General features: G+C 65.0%; 15 protein-coding genes. 6 read left to right on the forward strand and 9 right to left on the reverse strand.

Annotation, left to right across the window (positions count from 1 at the left end):
• The first annotated feature begins 52 nt into the window (after nt 1-52).
• A complete protein-coding gene (locus tag OKW87_RS14975) occupies nt 53-502 on the forward strand; it encodes an Rrf2 family transcriptional regulator (protein WP_265540700.1) in 450 nt (149 codons plus the stop codon).
• On the opposite strand, the gene OKW87_RS14980 is transcribed toward OKW87_RS14975, so the two are convergent.
• The 3 genes from OKW87_RS14980 to OKW87_RS14990 all read right to left on the reverse strand — a co-directional run bounded on the left by OKW87_RS14980 (nt 481) and on the right by OKW87_RS14990 (nt 3080).
• Nucleotides 481-1194, reverse strand: a complete 714-nt coding sequence (locus OKW87_RS14980; protein ID WP_265540701.1) for a hypothetical protein — start codon at nt 1192-1194, stop codon at nt 481-483. The two genes, OKW87_RS14975 and OKW87_RS14980, sit on opposite strands and share 22 nt — an antisense overlap.
• A gap of 3 nt (nt 1195-1197) precedes the next feature.
• Complete coding sequence (locus OKW87_RS14985; protein WP_265540702.1) at nt 1198-2403, reverse strand: toxic anion resistance protein; 1206 nt, start codon at nt 2401-2403, stop codon at nt 1198-1200.
• A gap of 104 nt (nt 2404-2507) precedes the next feature.
• Nucleotides 2508-3080, reverse strand: coding sequence for an NADPH-dependent FMN reductase (locus tag OKW87_RS14990; protein ID WP_265540703.1), 573 nt, complete (start codon nt 3078-3080; stop codon nt 2508-2510).
• 95 nt (nt 3081-3175) lie between these two features.
• On the opposite strand from OKW87_RS14990, the gene typA reads away from it, so the two are divergent.
• Nucleotides 3176-5002, forward strand: a complete 1827-nt coding sequence (gene typA / locus OKW87_RS14995; protein ID WP_265540705.1) for a translational GTPase TypA — start codon at nt 3176-3178, stop codon at nt 5000-5002.
• Nucleotides 5003-5051: 49 nt separating this feature from the next.
• Here the strand turns inward: typA and OKW87_RS15000 are convergent, their stop codons facing one another.
• Nucleotides 5052-5450 (reverse strand): EVE domain-containing protein, encoded by a 399-nt coding sequence (locus OKW87_RS15000; RefSeq protein WP_265540706.1) that lies wholly within the window; start codon nt 5448-5450, stop codon nt 5052-5054.
• A gap of 135 nt (nt 5451-5585) precedes the next feature.
• On the opposite strand from OKW87_RS15000, the gene OKW87_RS15005 reads away from it, so the two are divergent.
• The 3 genes from OKW87_RS15005 (at nt 5586) to OKW87_RS15015 (ending at nt 8001) form a co-directional block, all read left to right on the forward strand.
• Nucleotides 5586-5939, forward strand: coding sequence for a hypothetical protein (locus OKW87_RS15005; protein ID WP_265540708.1), 354 nt, complete (start codon nt 5586-5588; stop codon nt 5937-5939).
• Between the two features lie 85 nt (nt 5940-6024).
• A complete protein-coding gene (locus OKW87_RS15010) occupies nt 6025-7677 on the forward strand; it encodes an FAD-dependent oxidoreductase (protein ID WP_265540709.1) in 1653 nt (550 codons plus the stop codon).
• Nucleotides 7678-7692: 15 nt separating this feature from the next.
• Nucleotides 7693-8001, forward strand: a complete 309-nt coding sequence (locus OKW87_RS15015) for a DUF3297 family protein (protein ID WP_265540711.1) — start codon at nt 7693-7695, stop codon at nt 7999-8001.
• Nucleotides 8002-8101: 100 nt separating this feature from the next.
• Here the strand turns inward: OKW87_RS15015 and bla are convergent, their stop codons facing one another.
• On the reverse strand, nt 8102-8908 hold the full coding sequence (bla, locus tag OKW87_RS15020) for a class A beta-lactamase (protein WP_265540713.1): 807 nt from the start codon (nt 8906-8908) through the stop codon (nt 8102-8104).
• A 175-nt stretch (nt 8909-9083) separates the two neighbouring features.
• On the opposite strand from bla, the gene OKW87_RS15025 reads away from it, so the two are divergent.
• The gene (locus tag OKW87_RS15025) at nt 9084-9947 is read left to right on the forward strand and encodes a LysR family transcriptional regulator (RefSeq protein ID WP_265540714.1); all 864 of its coding nucleotides are present in this window, start codon (nt 9084-9086) and stop codon (nt 9945-9947) included.
• A gap of 165 nt (nt 9948-10112) precedes the next feature.
• Here the strand turns inward: OKW87_RS15025 and OKW87_RS15030 are convergent, their stop codons facing one another.
• The 4 genes from OKW87_RS15030 to OKW87_RS15045 all read right to left on the reverse strand — a co-directional run bounded on the left by OKW87_RS15030 (nt 10113) and on the right by OKW87_RS15045 (nt 15799).
• A complete protein-coding gene (locus OKW87_RS15030; protein WP_265540716.1) occupies nt 10113-10865 on the reverse strand; it encodes an isocitrate lyase/PEP mutase family protein in 753 nt (250 codons plus the stop codon).
• Nucleotides 10866-11067: 202 nt separating this feature from the next.
• The gene (locus tag OKW87_RS15035) at nt 11068-11871 is read right to left on the reverse strand and encodes a LytR/AlgR family response regulator transcription factor (RefSeq protein WP_265540718.1); all 804 of its coding nucleotides are present in this window, start codon (nt 11869-11871) and stop codon (nt 11068-11070) included.
• Nucleotides 11868-12977, reverse strand: coding sequence for a sensor histidine kinase (locus OKW87_RS15040; protein ID WP_265544149.1), 1110 nt, complete (start codon nt 12975-12977; stop codon nt 11868-11870). The genes OKW87_RS15035 and OKW87_RS15040 overlap by 4 nt, the downstream gene beginning before the upstream one ends.
• Nucleotides 12978-13135: 158 nt before the next feature.
• Nucleotides 13136-15799, reverse strand: coding sequence for a TonB-dependent receptor (locus OKW87_RS15045; RefSeq protein WP_265540720.1), 2664 nt, complete (start codon nt 15797-15799; stop codon nt 13136-13138).
• Nucleotides 15800-15933: the final 134 nt, after the last annotated feature.

The raw sequence follows: 15933 nt of genomic DNA on the forward strand, positions 1-15933 counted from the left end.
ATCATGATATTCGATGCTTGCCAATCCGGGCATGCGGTCCAAGGATCGAGTGATGCGCCGCGACAGCCGTCTTTCCCGAATGCTTCATATTCTCCTGCACATGGCGCGCCATGACGGGCCGATGACGTCGGAGACGATCGCGACGATGCTACGCACCAATCCGGTGGTCGTCCGCCGCACGATGGCGGGGCTGCGCGACGCGGGTTATGTCCGCTCGGAAAAGGGTCATGGCGGCGGCTGGCTGCTCGCCTGCGATCTAGATCGGATCTCGTTGCTCGACGTCCATCGCGCGGTCGGCGGGCCACAGATCTTCGCGATCGGCAACGAGGCCGGGCCCACCCATTGCCTCGTCGAAAAGCTGGTCAACGAAGCCGTCGCGGATGCGCTGCAGGAGGCCGAGGCGCTGCTGATCGCGCGTTTCGGGTCGATCAGTCTGGGCGAACTCGCGCGGGCGTTCGACGCGGACTATGCCGGGCCGGATCAGCCCTCGCCATCCCCCTGATATTTTATCTGCAGATAGCGCCCGCGCGTCGCCAGCAGATCCAGGTCCCCCTGCGCCAGCTGCGCCGACATCTCGGCGATCTCGTCGTCGATCACCTGCAGCCCCTGCGCGAGTTGCTGGTCCGGGGTCAGCCCGTTGCGCTCGACGCGGCGCAGCGGCTCGGGCACGCGCGTGTAGCCCTTGACCAGCTCGGGCAATTGCTCGCCGATCAGCTTTCGCACCTCGCCCGCCGCCGGCTGGCTCTCGTCGAGCATCGCCAGTTGCGGCGCCAGCATTTCCAGCTTCACCCCGATTGAATCGACCAGCCCGAGCACCGGCGCGGGCAAAGCAGGGCGCTGCGTGTCGAGCCAATGCTCGGTCGTCCGCGGCAGCGACTTCAGGGGTACCTGGCTCAGCTGCACCACGTCGGGCGCGCCGCCCACCGGCATGAACGCGAACAGCAAGGTGGCAGCGACCAGCAGCGCCGCGACCAGCATAACCCCGGTCACCCCCAGCGGCGCCACCGCAAGCGCGAAGATGAAGGCGCCGAGCAGGATCGCCCCGTCGGCGATCGCGATCCGCCCCACGCGGCCCACCACTTCGGCCTCGCGCCGCCGGCGGAGTCGCTGGTCGGCGGCGGTAGCGGGGGCACGGGCGCGCGTCCGCTCGATCAGCTCGTTGGCGCGCGCACTCAGGCGATCGACGTCGGTCACGGCCTACATCGCCTCCAGCTTGAAGCTGTCGGCAGGGCCGCCGAGCTGGTTCTGCGATGCCCCCTCGGCCCGCGCGATATAGCCCTTCGACTTCTCGACCTCGCCCGAAAGCGTGTGGACCGTGGTCTTCATCGAATCGAGCGCCTTCAGCTTGAACGTGTCGATCGCATCCATCGTGTCATAGATATTCTGGAAGGCGCGCTGCAGCGTCTCGACGGGGATCGTCGAGGCGGCGGCCTGCTCGTGGATCGCCGCCGACTGGCTCTTGAGCAATTGCCCCGTCGAATCGATCAGCCCCGCGGTCGTCGTGTTGAGGGCGGTGATCTGGTCGAGCACCAATTTCTGGTTGGTCAGCGCCTGCGCCACCGTCACCGCCGTACGCAGCGCTGCGACCGTGGTGGTCGAGGCGCGATCGACCCCCTTCACCAGCTCGACATTGTTCTTCTTGACCAGATCCAGCGCCAGATAGCCCTGCACCGTCACCGCCATCTGGGTCAGCAGATCCTGCGTGCGCTGGCGGACATAGAAGAGCGCGGTCTCGCGGATCGCCTTGGCCTTGGCCGGATCGCTATGGTCGAGTTCGTTCGCCTTGTCCTCGAGCCGCTCGTCCATCGCCTTGGAGAGATAGATCATCTGCTCCAGCCGCCCCATCGCGTTCCACAGATTGGCGCGCTCGGTGTCGATCGCGGCATTGTCCATCAGCAGCTCGTCCTTGCCGTTGCCGAGGCTCTTGAGGATCGAATTGATGTGGGTCTGCGAAGACTGATATTTCTGGAAATATTTGGTCATGCCGCTGCCGAACAGCCGCTCGAAAATGCCGCCGCCCTTGCCGCCGATCAGCTTGCCATTCTTGCTGGGATCGAGCTGCTCGACCGTGCGACGCAATGCCAACAGGTCCGCTCCGACGCCGGTGTCGCTGCCCATCGCCTTGATCGGCCGATCGAGGAAGCGGTTCGATTGCCCCGCCGCGTCGCGGATTTCTTTCTGGCCCATCGCCGCGATCGCATCGACGCGCTTGCCGAATTCGGGCGAATTGACGTCCTGCACCACCAGATCGTCGATGAACTGGTCGACCCGCGCCTGCAGCTCGGTCTTCTTCGCATCCTCGACGGGCACCAGCCCCGCCGCCTTGGCGGGCGCCACCACCGGCACCGGTTCGGGCGGGGTGAGGACCAGATCCTGCTCGGCTACCAAAGTCTCGCTCGCCATCTCAAACCGCCTCCAAAGCTGATCGGACTACCAATAGAGGCTAAGCCGTCGCGATCCAACTGTGTCATTCAGATAATACACGCGAGCGGCTTCGCCAAGGGCGGTCAGGATTCCCGTCGCGCCGCGGCCAGCGCGCGGCCCCACCATTCCACCTCGTCGAACGCATGCCCCAGCCAGCGCAGGTCCTTCTCGTCGCCGGCGAAGGTCCCGTCCTTCACCTTGCCCCACACCCCCATGATGTGGACCGAACCCTCCAGCGGCGCCATCTGCAGCTCGCGGGCGATGCAGGTCAGCTGCTCGATCGATCGCGCCGCGCCGTTGCCGCCATAGCCCACGAAGGTCACCGGCTTGCGGTTCCACTCGGCATAGACGAAGTCGAGCGCGTTCTTCAGCACCGCGGGCGGCCCATGATTATATTCCGGCGCGATCAGGATATAGCCGTCCGCGCTCGCCACCTTCTCCGCCCATCGAATCTGCAGCGGATCGCTATAGTGCCCCGCCGACGGCGCTTTCGCGAATGGGTAGAAGGGCAGGTCCCATTGCTTGAGGTCCACCAGCTCGCAGTCGAGCGCCTCCCGAGAAGCCGCCTGCTCGACCACCCATTGCCCGACCGGAAGCGCCATTCGGCCTTCGCGGACACTCCCCAGGATCACGAGAATCTTCAATCTATCGGCCATGTCGCTGATCCTAGTTCGGCTTGGTCTTCCCGCAACGCACAAAATCCGCTAAAGGCCCCGCGCACCGCATCTCAGCGGCATCCAGGATAGCATTCATGAATCTTCGCAACGTGGCGATCATCGCCCACGTCGATCACGGCAAGACCACGCTCGTCGACCAGCTTTTCCGCCAGTCCGGCACGTTCCGCGACAACCAGCGCATCGAAGAGCGGGCGATGGATTCGAACGATCTCGAAAAAGAGCGTGGCATCACCATTCTCGCCAAGTGCACCTCGGTCGAGTGGGAAGGCACGCGGATCAACATCGTCGATACGCCCGGCCACGCCGATTTCGGCGGCGAAGTCGAGCGCATCCTGTCGATGGTCGATGGCGTGATCCTGCTGGTCGACGCGTCGGAAGGCGCGATGCCGCAGACCAAGTTCGTCACCGGCAAGGCGCTCGCGCTCGGGCTCAAGCCGATCGTCGTCGTCAACAAGATCGATCGTCCCGACGAGCGCATCCAGGAAGTGCTCGACGAAGTGTTCGATCTCTTCGTCAGCCTGGAGGCCAGCGACGAGCAGCTCGATTTCCCCGTGCTCTATGCCTCGGGCCGCAACGGCTATGCCAATGAAGGCGATTTCAATCTGCGCGAGGGCACGCTGAAGCCGCTGTTCCAGAAGATCGTCGATCATGTGCCCGCGCCTTCCGCCGATCCCGATGGTCCGTTCAAGTTCCTCGTGACCCTGCTCGATCGCGACAATTTCCTTGGCCGCATCCTCACCGGCCTGGTCTTCTCGGGCTCGCTCAAGACCAACCAGGCGATCCATGCGCTCGACAATGACGGCAAGGTCGTCGAGACCGGCCGCGCATCGAAGATCATGACCTTCCGCGGTCTCGAGCGCGTCCCCACCGACGAGGCCAATGCCGGCGACATCATCTCGCTCGCCGGCCTGACCGTCGCCACCGTGTCCAACACGATCTGCGATCCCTCGGTCACCGATCCGCTCCACGCCCAGGCGATCGATCCGCCGACGCTGTCGATGCGCTTCGCCGTCAACGATTCGCCGATGGCGGGCCGCGAGGGCACCAAGGTGACCAGCCGCATGATCCGCGATCGCCTGTTCCGCGAAGCCGAATCGAACGTCGCGATCAAGGTCACCGAGGCCGACGACCGCGATTCCTACGAAGTCGCCGGCCGCGGCGAGCTCCAGCTCGGCGTGCTGATCGAGACGATGCGCCGCGAAGGCTTCGAGCTCGGCATCAGCCGCCCGCGGGTTTTGTTCGGGGTCGACGAGGACGGTAACAAGACCGAGCCCTACGAGACCGTCATCATCGACGTGGACGAGGAATATTCGGGCACGGTCGTCGAGAAGATGAACATCCGCAAGGCCGAGATGACCGACATGCGCCCCTCGGGCGGCGGCAAGACCCGCATCACCTTCTCGGCGCCTTCGCGCGGGATGATCGGCTATCATGGCGAGTTCCTGTCGGACACGCGCGGGACGGGCATCATGAACCGGCTGTTCGAGAAATATGGTCCGCACAAGGGCAAGATCGAAGGCCGCAAGAACGGCGTGCTGATCTCGAACGGCTCGGGCGAGTCGAACGCCTACGCCCTCGGCCCGCTCGAGGAGCGCGGCATCCTGATGGTCGCACCCCAGGAGCAGCTCTATGAGGGCATGATCATCGGCGAGAATGCGAAGCCCGACGATCTCGAAGTCAATCCGATGAAGGCCAAGCAGCTCACCAACTTCCGCGCCTCGGGCGGCAAGGACGACGCGATCCGCCTGACTCCGCCCTGGAAGATGACGCTCGAGCAGGCCATCGCCTATATCGACGATGACGAGATGGTCGAAGTCACCCCCAAGACGATCCGCCTGCGCAAGCGCTACCTCGATCCGCACGAGCGCAAGAAGGCGAGCCGGGCGAAGGTCACGGCATAAGCAATCAGGCCGGGCGGGAAACTGCCCGGCCTTTTTTATCGGTGCGCGGCTAGCTGCCCATCTCCATCAGCACCTTCCACTCGGCGGCGCGCACCGGAGTCACGCTCAGCCGCGACTGGCGGATCATCTCCAGCTCCTTCAGCCGCGGCTCGGCCTTGATGTCCGCTAGCGGCACCGGCCTGGCCAGCTTCGCGACCGGCTTTACCGCCACGCTCGCCCATTTGCCGTCGTCGCCGTCGGGCTGCCACGCGCGGGTGATTTCCATCACCCCCACCGCGGCCTTCTCGGTATTCGAATGGTAGAAGATCGCCTGGTCGCCCGGCTGCATTTCCTTCAGGAAATTGCGCGCCGTATAGTTGCGCACGCCGTTCCATTCGGTGCCGCCATCGCGGATCAGGTCGTCCCAGCCATAGGCATCGGGTTCGGAGCGAAGCAGCCAATAGTTCATCGCGCGTCATTATCGCCTAAACCGCGGCTGAACACGCGATTTCGAACCGGTTCAGGCGCGATGCGTTACGTCCCCATCATCAGCGCCGCGACTCGCTCGGGGGTCCTTCGGTGCCAGACTAGAGGAGGAAGTATTATGACCAGTCTCGTCAAGAAGGCCGTGCTCGGCACCGTCCTCGGCGCCGGTGTCCTCACCGCCGTCGCCCCCACTGCCGACGCCCAGCGCTACCGCCACTATCGCGACCGCGACAATACGGGCACCGCGATCGTCGCGGGCATCGCCGGCCTTGCGATCGGCGCCGCCATCGCCGGCGGCGATCGCCGCTACGATTATGACCGGCGCTACTATCGCCAGCGCGGTTATTATCCGACCAACGGCTATTATTATCGCGACAATTATCGCCGCTTTCGTGGCTATGAGCGCTGCTCGGTGCGCCGAGTCTACGATCCCTATCTCGATCGACGGGTGCGCGTCCGCTATTGCGGCTGAACCTGATTGCGGCGCAGGCCCGGGGTCTGCGCCGCCATACTTATAGGTGGGTCGCATCCGCTGCGCAGACGGCTAGGATAGCTGCATGAACCAGCATGATTCGCCCGCCGCCGCGCTCGATCCTTCCGATCCCTATGCGCGCGCCGAGCAGACCTTCCCGATCCTGGCCGCCGACATGGCCGAGCGGGTTACTGCCTTCGGCACGGTCGAGGAGATTCCCGAGGGCGCCTTGCTCTTCCGCCGCGGCGATCGCAGCGTAGACTTCTTCCTCTGCCTCCAGGGCGCGATCGAGATCGTCGACGGCGATGCCGAAGGCCGCGATCATATCGTCCATGTCCACCGCCCCGGCCAGTTCAGCGGCGAGCTGGATCTGTTCAACGATCGCAAGGTCCTCGTCACCGGCCGCGCCACGCCGGGGACCCGCGTCGTCCGGGTCGAGCGCGCCGCCTTCCGCCGCATGATCGTCGCCGAGCCCGATATCGGCGAGATCGTGATGCGCGCCTTCATCCTGCGCCGGGTCGGCATGCTGCTCCACGGTGAGGCGGGGGTTGCGCTGATCGGCCCCGCGCATTCGTCCGACACTGCGCGGATCGAGACCTTCCTGTCGCGCAACGCGCTGCCCCATCGCCGCATCGATACCGAGACCGACGCCGACGCCGCCGGCTTCCTCGATTGCTTCGCGCTGACCGAGGCCGATCTGCCGGTGGTGATCGCCGAGGGCAAGGCGCTGCGCAATCCGGGCATCGCCGAGCTGGCCGACGCGCTCGGCCTGGCGACCGAGGTCGATCCCGAGCATGTCCACGACGTCGCGGTGGTCGGCGCCGGCCCCGCCGGGCTCGCCGCCGCGGTCTATGCCGCGTCCGAAGGGCTCGACACGATCGTCATCGAATCGATCGCCCCCGGCGGCCAGGCAGGCACCAGTTCCAAGATCGAAAATTATCTCGGCTTCCCCACCGGCATTTCGGGCCAGGCGCTCGCCGGCCGCGCACAGGTCCAGGCGCAGAAGTTCGGCGCCCGGCTGCTCGTCTCGCGCAGCGCCTCCGGCATCGATTGCGACGCCCGGCCCTTCGTCATCCGACTCGACGACGGCGCCTCGCTGAAGGCGCATGCGGTGGTCGTCGCCACCGGCGCGCGCTATCGCAAGCTCGATCTGCCGCTCTATGCCGAGCTCGAGGGCAACGGCATCTATTACGCAGCCACCGCCATGGAGGCCGGGCTGTGCGCCAGCCAGGAGGTCGTCGTGGTCGGCGGAGGCAATTCGGCGGGGCAGGCGGCGATATTCCTCGCGCGCACCTCGGCGCACGTCCATATCCTGGTCCGCGGCCCGGGGCTCGCCGCGACGATGTCGAGCTATCTGATCGATCGGATCGAGGCATCGGACCGCATCACCCTCCACCCGTATAGCGAAGTCTCCGAACTCGAGGGCGACACCCACCTGCATGCGCTCGCCTGGACCGACCGCCAGACCGGCGAGCGCCGGCGCCACGAGGTCGGCGCGCTGTTCGTGATGATCGGCGCCCAGCCCAACACCGATTGGCTCGGCGATTGCCTCGCGCTCAATGGCGCCGGCTTCGTCAAGACCGGCTCGGGCGAGACCTTCTTCTGCTCCACCCGCCCGGGGATATTCGCGGTGGGCGACGTCCGCGCCGGATCGGTCAAGCGCGTCGCCTCGGGGGTGGGCGAGGGATCGGTCGTCGTCTCCTCGATCCACCGTTATCTTGAAAGCCTCGAACAATAGCGGCAAAGGGCGGCGATGAGCGACACTCCTCCCGACCGCCTCTCGGTCAATCAGAACAGCCCCTTCTTCGATCAGGCGATCCTGGAACGCGGCATCGGCATCCGCTTCAAGGGCGCCGAGCGCCGCGACGTCGAGGAATATTGCCTCTCCGAAGGCTGGGTCCGCGTCGCCATGGGCAAGAAGGTCGATCGCAAGGGCAATCCGCTGACGATCAAGCTGGTCGGCCCGGTGGAGGCCTGGTTCGAGCGGCCTGCCGAGGGTGCGGACGAGACGGGCGAGGATATTTCGGCTGAAGACGCCCCCGAAACGACCCCACAACCCTGACTTCGTCATCCCGGCGAAAGCCGGGATCCAGCTTACTCGGCCCAGCCCTCTGCGACCCTGGATCCCGGCTTTCGCCGGGATGACGGCGTAGTGGGGAACGCTACGCGTACGCCACCCCAAGCGCCCGCCCGATCCGCGCATGCAGCCCGCGCCGCTGGGCATGCTCCAGCCTGCTCCCGGTAACATAGCTCGCCACCACCAGCGGCGCGCGCCCCGGCATCCACACCACCCCGACCAGATTGTCCGTGCCATAGCCGCCGGACCCGGTCTTGTCGGCCACGACCCAGCCCTCGGGCAGCCCCGCGCGAAGGCTGGTCGCACTGGTGCGCGTATCCTTCATCCAGGCCACCAGCTGCGCCCGGCTGGAAGGCGCCAGCGCATCGCCCAGCACCAGCCGCTGCGCCAGCCCGGCCATCGCCCGCGGCGATGTCGTGTCGCGCACGTCGCCCGGCGCGGCCTCGCCCATGTCGGTCTCCCAGCGATCGAGCCGCGTCACCGTATCGCCGAAACTCCGCAGCCGGCACGTGAACCCCGCCGGCCCGCCGACCGTGCGCAGCAGCAGGTTGGCGGCGCTATTGTCGCTCGTGATGATCGTCGTGTGGCACAGCTCGCTTATGCTCGCAGAGCCGCCCACCCGCGCCTCGCAAAAGGGCGAATTGCTGACCAGATCCGCGCGCCTTATTGCGATTTTTCGGTCCAAACGTTCGCTTCTCTGCGCCACTTTGCGCAAAATTCCTGCCGCCAGTGCGAACTTGAAGGTGCTGCACATCGGAAAGCGCTCGTCGCCGCGGTGCAGGAAACGCTCGCCGCTTCCGGTGTCGATCACCGCCAGCCCCAGCTTCCCGCCGCTGGCCTTTTCGGTGGCGAGCACTGCGTCCTGAAACGCTCCGTCGAAACGTGGCGTCATTAGCTTCATTGGGGCCGCAGCCGCACCGGTCGCCACAATCGCGCAGCCGCTCGCCCACAGGAATGTCCGTCGATCCATCTATTGTCTCCTTTGCGAGCGACAAATTGCCGCGTCCACCGCGTGCCCGCAAAGCATCAAATCTCGACAGAGCCATGAACTGAGCTAATGGATAGGCATGGATCGCCCCCAGCTCCCGCTCAACGCCCTGCGCGCCTTCGAAGCCTCGGCGCGCCATCTCAGCTTCACCCGCGCCGGGCTCGAACTCTGCGTCAGCCAGGGCGCCGTAAGCCATCAGGTAAAGGCGCTCGAGGAACGGCTCGGCGTGCCCTTGTTCCGCCGCCTGCCGCGCGGCATCGCGCTCACCGACGAGGGGCTGGCGCTGGTCCCGGTGGTGCAATCGGCGTTCGATGCGATCGGCGCAACGCTCGGTCGCTTCTCGGGCGGGCGCTTCCAGGAAGTGCTCACCGTCGGCGTCGTCGCCACTTTCGCGATCGGCTGGCTGCTCGAACGGCTCCCCGATTTCACCGCGCGGCATCCCGGCATCGACTTGCGCCTGCTGACCAACAACAACCGCGTCGATCTGGCGGGGGAGGGGCTCGACGTCGCGATCCGCTTCGGCAACGGCGCCTGGCACGGCACCCACAGCGATCGCATCCTCGACGCAGCGCTGACCCCGCTCTGCGCCCCCGCGCTGGCGGCCGGGCTGGCGAGCCCTGCCGATCTCGTCCGCCACCCATTGCTCCGCTCCTACCGCGCCGACGAATGGCCGCTATGGTTCGCGCAGGCCGGCACGCCTTGTCCGCCGGTGCGCGGCCCCGTGTTCGACAGCTCCCCGGCCATGGCCGCCGCGGCGATGGCCGGCTTCGGCGTGGCGCTGCTGCCTGCGGCCATGTTCGCCCGCGATCTCGCCGCCGAACGGCTGGTGCGCCCGTTTCCTCAAGAAGTCGCCACCGGCGCCTATTGGCTGACCCGCCTCCACTCCCGCGCCGAAAGCCCGGCGATGGCGGCGTTTCGCGGCTGGTTGCTAGGGGCGGCCTGACCACCGAAGGAGATATCGCGCAACGACGCGACGACGCAACGAAAGAAAAGGCCGCGAAGCGGCATCTTCTCATTGAGTCGGTCTGAAAGCCCATCGCCCGAGAGCATTCACCCCACTAGATCGTTGCGTCGTTGCGTCGTTGCGCGAAATCACTCTTCTTGACGGTCAGTCCCCAAACGCCACCCGAGCCGCATCCTCGAACGCCTTCAGCGCCAGCAAATGCGGAAAAGGCCCATGGCTGATTCGCGCAACCCCGGTTGCCGCGACATCCCGAGCGGCAGGCGCCCCCGGAAAGGCCATGAAATTCACCGGCAACGGCACCGCCGCGCAAATGCGCTCGAGCAGCCGCAAATCCGCCAGCCCCGGCACGAAGAAGCCGCTCGCCCCCGCATCTGTATAGGCACGCCCTCGTTCGATCGCGGCATCGGCCATCGCTGTGTCATGCGTCCCGGGCTTGGCCTGCAGGAAGATGTCGGTCCGCGCGTTGACGAAGAAATCCGTCCCCACCGCGCGCCGGATGGCGGCGATGCGACGAGCCTGGGCGGCGAGGCCATGCATGCCCGCGCCGCCGATCACCTGATCCTCGAAATTGCACCCGATCGCCCCCGTCGCCTGCAGCCGCGCCATATTCTCCCCCAGCGCCTCAGGATCGACCGCATAGCCGCCTTCGAAGTCGATCGAGACCGGCACCGAAACCGCGCGCCTCACTCGCTCGGCATTGGCCAGCGCCAGGTCGATCGGCAACGCCTCGGCGTCGCTAAAGCCATGCGCGGTCGCTACCGAGGCACTCCCCGTCGCCACCGCTTTGGCGCCGGCACGTGCGGCCACGACCGCGCTGCCCGCATCCCATACGTTGAACAAGATCAGCGGATCGCCGGGCACATGGAGCGCGGCGAAGGCGTGGAACTGATCGGGCATCGAGACGCTCCCTCGTTACGGAGCCACAATGTTGCCGATTTGTTCCTGTCAATCAAGCGTGAAATATGCTAGGTCGGCCGCCCGATCTTTCTCATCGTCAGCCCGACCCAAATTGCTGCAAGCAACGATCTTGCGCGGTCGAGCAACGGAGTTTCACGAAACACGCGAAAAGTGCGAAGCTAAGCCCGCGAACGCCTAATGCTCAGTGGACGAATCGCGCCACAACGTCGCGGTACGACCGGCTCACCTTCACCGACGCGCCCGAGTTCAGCACGAGGAAGCATTCGCCGTTGGTGTGCGGCTTCACCTGCCGAACCAGGTCCAGATTGACGATCGTCGAGCGGTGGACGCGCTGGAAGCGGCGCGGATCGAGGCGCTTTTCCAGATCCTTCATGGTCTCGCGCAGGATCAGCGTATTGTCGCCGGTATAGATGCACATATAGTCGCCCGCGGCGTCGATCCGCTCGATCGTGTCGACGTCGACGCGGAAGATCTGGCCGCGATCCTTGATGTTGATGAGCTTCTCGAAGCGGTTCGCCGCCATCTCGCCGCCGTCTGCCGCTGCCATCTCGTCGGCCGCGTCGGGGGCGACCTCGGCCAGCACTTCCTTCAGTTTCTCGACTTCCTCCACGCCGCGCTTTTCGGTCAGCCGCTGGCGGACGCGATCGAGCGTGTCGGCGAGGCGGCTCGGCTCGACCGGCTTCATCAGATAGTCCATCGCCTGCGCTTCGAAGGCGCGGATCGCATGGTCCGAATAGGCCGTAACGAACACGAAGAGCGGCGGCTCGACTTCCATCAGCCCCTGGACGACCGAAAATCCGTCGAAGCCGGGCATCTGGATGTCGAGGAAGACCAGGTCGGGCTTGTGGGTCTTGATCGCGCGGATCGCCTCGCGGCCGTTGGAGCATTTGTCGATGATCTCGACGTCCTCATATTCGGCGAGGCGGAGTTCGAGCCCCTGAATGGCAAGGGGTTCGTCGTCGACGAGGATGGTTCGGATGGTCATGCGGCCTCTCGGTTGGGTTCCTCGAGCTGGAACGGTATCTCGATCTCGACGCTGAACCCCTGCCCCGGGTTCGTACGCGTCTCGAAGCGGTGGTCGGGCCCGAAAGCCTGCGCCAGCCGCTCCCTTATGTTGGTGAGCCCCACACCGGTTGAAAGGGTCGGCCTTGGTTTGCTTTCGATCAATCCAGGACCGGTATCCGATACGGCGATCTGCACCCGTTCTCCGGCGAGCCGAGCGGTGACGGTGATATCGGCGCCCTCTTCCTGCGGCGTCACCGCATATTTGATCGCGTTTTCGACCAAAGGCTGGAGCAGCAGCGACGGCAATCGCGCCTTCGCGCAGCGCGGATCGATGTCGAAATGCGCCCGCATCCGCTCATCGAAGCGCATCTTCTCGATCTCGAGATAGAGCTGCAACGTCTCGACTTCCTGGGCCAGTGTCACATGCGCGGTCGGCTGGTTGGCGAGCGTATAACGCAGGAAGGAGGAGAGGCGGCTGAGCATGATATTCGCCCGCTCGGTCTGCTTGAGCAGCACCAGCGTCGAGATCGAGTTGAGCGTGTTGAACAGGAAATGGGGGTTCAACTGATAGCGCAGCATCGCCAGTTGTGCGGACGATGCCTGGTTCTCGAGGATCTGCATCTGATCGATCTGCTGCTCGACGATCAGGTAGAAATTGATCCCGAAATAGAGCGCCGACCAGCCGGCGAGCACGGTGAAGTTGAGGAACAGGGTGGCGAGCACCAGGCTCAGGCTGATCCCCGGCTCGACCGCCTTGATCAGCGAGAAGGTGAAGGCGTCGAGCACCGCATAGATCAACGTCGCCGCGGCGAGCGTCGCCAGCGTCAGTAGGATGCCGGTGATCCGCGGTAGCCTGCGATAATAGCCGTAGAGCGCCGAGAGCAGCAGCGTCAGGCAATAGCCGACGATCGATTCGATGATCGGCACGATGATATTCTCGACCGACATCGTGTTGGAGATGCTGGAGACGGTGCGCAGCAGCAGATAGCCGCTCCACCCCGCCGCCTGCAGCATCCAGAAGGCGCGGCCCTTATCCTCGAAGAAGGGACGCGAGAGCAGGCCGGGGTCCTTCAACGTGGGCGGCATCAGCCGCCGCGCGGATTTGACTGGATTGGGCACAGCGTCCTCTAACACCGCCGGCTTCGCGGGGGCAATGCGGCGGCAGGGGTGGGTCGGGGGCCCAAACGAAAACCGCCGCCCCATCGCTGGGGCGGCGGCTTCGTCTAGGCTTGGTTGGGTCGAGTTTAGAAGCCGACTACCAGCGAACCGATGAAGGTGCGCGGATAACCGATCTGCGAGTTCGGCGCCGAGCCATAATTGGTGATCGTACCCGCCGTGTTGAAGGTCGGGCCCTGGTTGAGGTTGCCGGCAACGCCGCCGACCCACAACTCGTCGAACGCGTTGAGCACGTTCAGCTGGAAGAAGGTCGTGTCGTTCAGGCCGGCCCATTCGAGACCGATACGTGCGTTGAGGTCGACCAGCGTGTAGGCCGGGATCTTGTTCCCGAAGACCTGGTAGGTCGTGCCCGCGACGATCGCGCGCACCGGCTCGTTGGTGTCATAGACGTAGCGGGGACCGGTACGCTTGACGTTGAAGCCGAGCTCGACCGGGCCGAGGATCGCCTGTGCGCCACCGCCGAAGGTGTAGACCGGCGCGCCGGCCTCACGCTTGCCTGCGGTCGGAGCGAACACTGCCGTGCCGGCCGGGCCGAATGCGCTGGCAATCGACGTACGACCGATCTGGACGTCCTGCTGGATTTCCGAGTCGAGATACGACCCGAAAGCATAGACGTTGAGTTCACGGATCGGCTGATAGGCGATGCTGCCGTCGATGCCGGACTTCTTCACGCGACCGAGGTTGCGATAGATCGTGCGGTCCAGTTCGGCGTCATAGGCAGAAGCGAGCCGGTTCTTATAGTCGGTGTACCAGATGCTGACCTGCGCCTGGATGGCCGACGAGCGATAGCGAACGCCGGTATCGAAATTGTCGGTCGTCTCCGGCTCGGGATTGGCCTGCTCGGCGCTGCGCGGGAAGTAGAAGGAGTTGTACAGATTGTCCGTGCCCGGAACCTGGATACCCTTGGAATAATTGCCGAACAGCGAGAAGCGATCGCTGATGTCGGCGGTGTAGCCGATGCTCGGCAGCAGCTTCTTGTAGTTGAACACGCGCTTCTGCGGTCCCTGGGTTGGGAAGACGCCCACGCCGGGAACATTCTGCGTCGGGTTGGTGGCCAGATAGGCGGCCTGACCGGCAGTGTCGGGGCCGAAGCACTCGACGAAGCCTGCTGCGCTCGACGTGGCGCAATAGTTGGTCAGGTTACGCTTGAAGAAGGGCATGCTCAGCCCTGCCTCGATACGGACCGTCTCGTCGAAGAAGCGGCCGTTATACTGGATCGCGCCCTTGTGCAGGATCGCGAACGACAGACGGTCGCGCTTCTGCGGAGGGTTGCCGTTCACGTCAACGACAGCATTGTTGACCGGGAACACGTCGTACGGCTGACCATCGAGCTGCAGGAAGCCGGTCTCGCCGGTCTGGCGATGGCGAGCGCGATCGTAGGTGTAAGCGAGGCGGACGCTCTGCGTTGGGCTGAGATCGTAACGCACAGACGAGATCACGCCGATGCGGTGCGTCTGGGTCTGGCTGGGCGCGAGGACGCGAACAGTGTCGAGCAGATCGCCGTCGCCGTTGAGGTCACGACCGAAATAGGGCGTGCCGCCGATATAGCCGACCTGGCAGCTGACTGCGGCGCCGTTGGGCGTCGTGTTGCAGTTTGCATTGCCGCCGGTGCCGTTGACGTCGCGACGCACTTCCTGGCCGACTGCGGTGCCACCGCCATTGGCCTTCACATATTGGAAGCTCGGATCGACCGCGAGGACGAGGCCCTCGGCCAGCGTGAAGCGCGATGCGCCGCGGATGTTGCCGGTGTTCGACGGGTTGAAACGCTCGTCGAAGATCGAGCCGCAGCCGTTTGCGACGTCGGCAACGCCGGCGCGGGCGACGGTGTTGATGGTGCAGAGCGGCACGTCATACTCGCGCTCGTCCTTGGAGATCGGGAAGCGGTTGTTCGAGTTTGGACCCACGACGCGGGCGCCGGTGACTGCCGCGGTGTCGGTGCGCAACGGCACCGAGCCCTGGAAGTTGTTGCGATTCTCATTGTAGTGGCCGGCGAGCGAGATGAAATCGCCGCTGCTGCCCAGCGGCTGATAGATGCGGCCGTTATACTGCTGCTTCTCGACCTGCGCGCGCCGGTTGAAGGGCGAAACGTTGCGCGCGGTGCTGGCTGCGAAGAAAGCGCGCGTGCCGAACGGCGTGAACTCGCCGGTGTCGACCATGCCGAAGATACGGAAGAATTCGAAGTCGCCGACCGAGCCCAGCAGCTTCACGCCGAAATCCTGGCCGGGAACGCGCGTGCGATAGTTGACTGTCGATCCGGTCGCCGATGCGGTCGGGCTGTCGATGTCGGTCGTGCCGAGGTTCACGTTGACCTGCTCGATCACTTCCGGATCGAGCTGCTGGTTGGAATAGATCGCGTAGTTGCCCGAATCGTTGAGGGGTACGCCGTCGAAGGTCTGGCTGATACGGTCTGCCGAAAAGCCGCGGATCGTCATCGTGCCGCCCGAGGAACCGAACGGATCGTTATTCTGGAAGCTGACACCCGGAAGCTGGTTGATCACATCGTTGATGGACTGGCCCGGCGCCTGGCGCTGGATGAACTCCGAAGTGAGAACGCCCTTCGCCTTCGACGTGTCGGGAACGACAATGCCGTTCACGCCGTCGTTGGTGCGGGTTCCCGAAACCACGATTTCCGCGTCGTTATCGAAGTCGATCGAGCCGGTCGACTGCGCGTAGGCGCTCGCAGGAATCATGAGCGCGGCAAAAGCCACGCCGGCGAAAAACTTGGTGCGCATTGGTATTCCCCTGTCGGTGTGCATCGGAAGCACTGATCACGCGGTGCGGTTCACCGTCCGGGCCGCCCATGCGAGTAATTTATGTCGGTCCGATGACAGTCAATCGGAACCAATCGTCCAGCTGTGAGTAGCGT

The organism is Sphingomonas sp. M1-B02 (genome assembly GCF_026167525.1).
Lineage (GTDB): Bacteria > Pseudomonadota > Alphaproteobacteria > Sphingomonadales > Sphingomonadaceae > Sphingomonas.

Bases quoted from the DNA above. Each gene is read 5' to 3' on its own strand.
- OKW87_RS14975 (WP_265540700.1), top strand. From the start codon at position 53: ATGCGCCGCGACAGCCGTCTTTCCCGAATGCTTCATATTCTCCTGCAC.
- OKW87_RS14985 (WP_265540702.1), bottom strand. From the start codon at position 2,403: ATGGCGAGCGAGACTTTGGTAGCCGAGCAGGATCTGGTCCTCACCCCG.
- OKW87_RS14990 (WP_265540703.1), bottom strand. From the start codon at position 3,080: ATGGCCGATAGATTGAAGATTCTCGTGATCCTGGGGAGTGTCCGCGAA.
- typA (WP_265540705.1), top strand. From the start codon at position 3,176: ATGAATCTTCGCAACGTGGCGATCATCGCCCACGTCGATCACGGCAAG.
- OKW87_RS15000 (WP_265540706.1), bottom strand. From the start codon at position 5,450: ATGAACTATTGGCTGCTTCGCTCCGAACCCGATGCCTATGGCTGGGAC.
- OKW87_RS15005 (WP_265540708.1), top strand. From the start codon at position 5,586: ATGACCAGTCTCGTCAAGAAGGCCGTGCTCGGCACCGTCCTCGGCGCC.
- OKW87_RS15010 (WP_265540709.1), top strand. From the start codon at position 6,025: ATGAACCAGCATGATTCGCCCGCCGCCGCGCTCGATCCTTCCGATCCC.
- OKW87_RS15015 (WP_265540711.1), top strand. From the start codon at position 7,693: ATGAGCGACACTCCTCCCGACCGCCTCTCGGTCAATCAGAACAGCCCC.
- bla (WP_265540713.1), bottom strand. From the start codon at position 8,908: ATGACGCCACGTTTCGACGGAGCGTTTCAGGACGCAGTGCTCGCCACC.
- OKW87_RS15025 (WP_265540714.1), top strand. From the start codon at position 9,084: ATGGATCGCCCCCAGCTCCCGCTCAACGCCCTGCGCGCCTTCGAAGCC.
- OKW87_RS15030 (WP_265540716.1), bottom strand. From the start codon at position 10,865: ATGCCCGATCAGTTCCACGCCTTCGCCGCGCTCCATGTGCCCGGCGAT.
- OKW87_RS15035 (WP_265540718.1), bottom strand. From the start codon at position 11,871: ATGACCATCCGAACCATCCTCGTCGACGACGAACCCCTTGCCATTCAG.
- OKW87_RS15040 (WP_265544149.1), bottom strand. From the start codon at position 12,977: ATGCCGCCCACGTTGAAGGACCCCGGCCTGCTCTCGCGTCCCTTCTTC.
- OKW87_RS15045 (WP_265540720.1), bottom strand. From the start codon at position 15,799: ATGCGCACCAAGTTTTTCGCCGGCGTGGCTTTTGCCGCGCTCATGATT.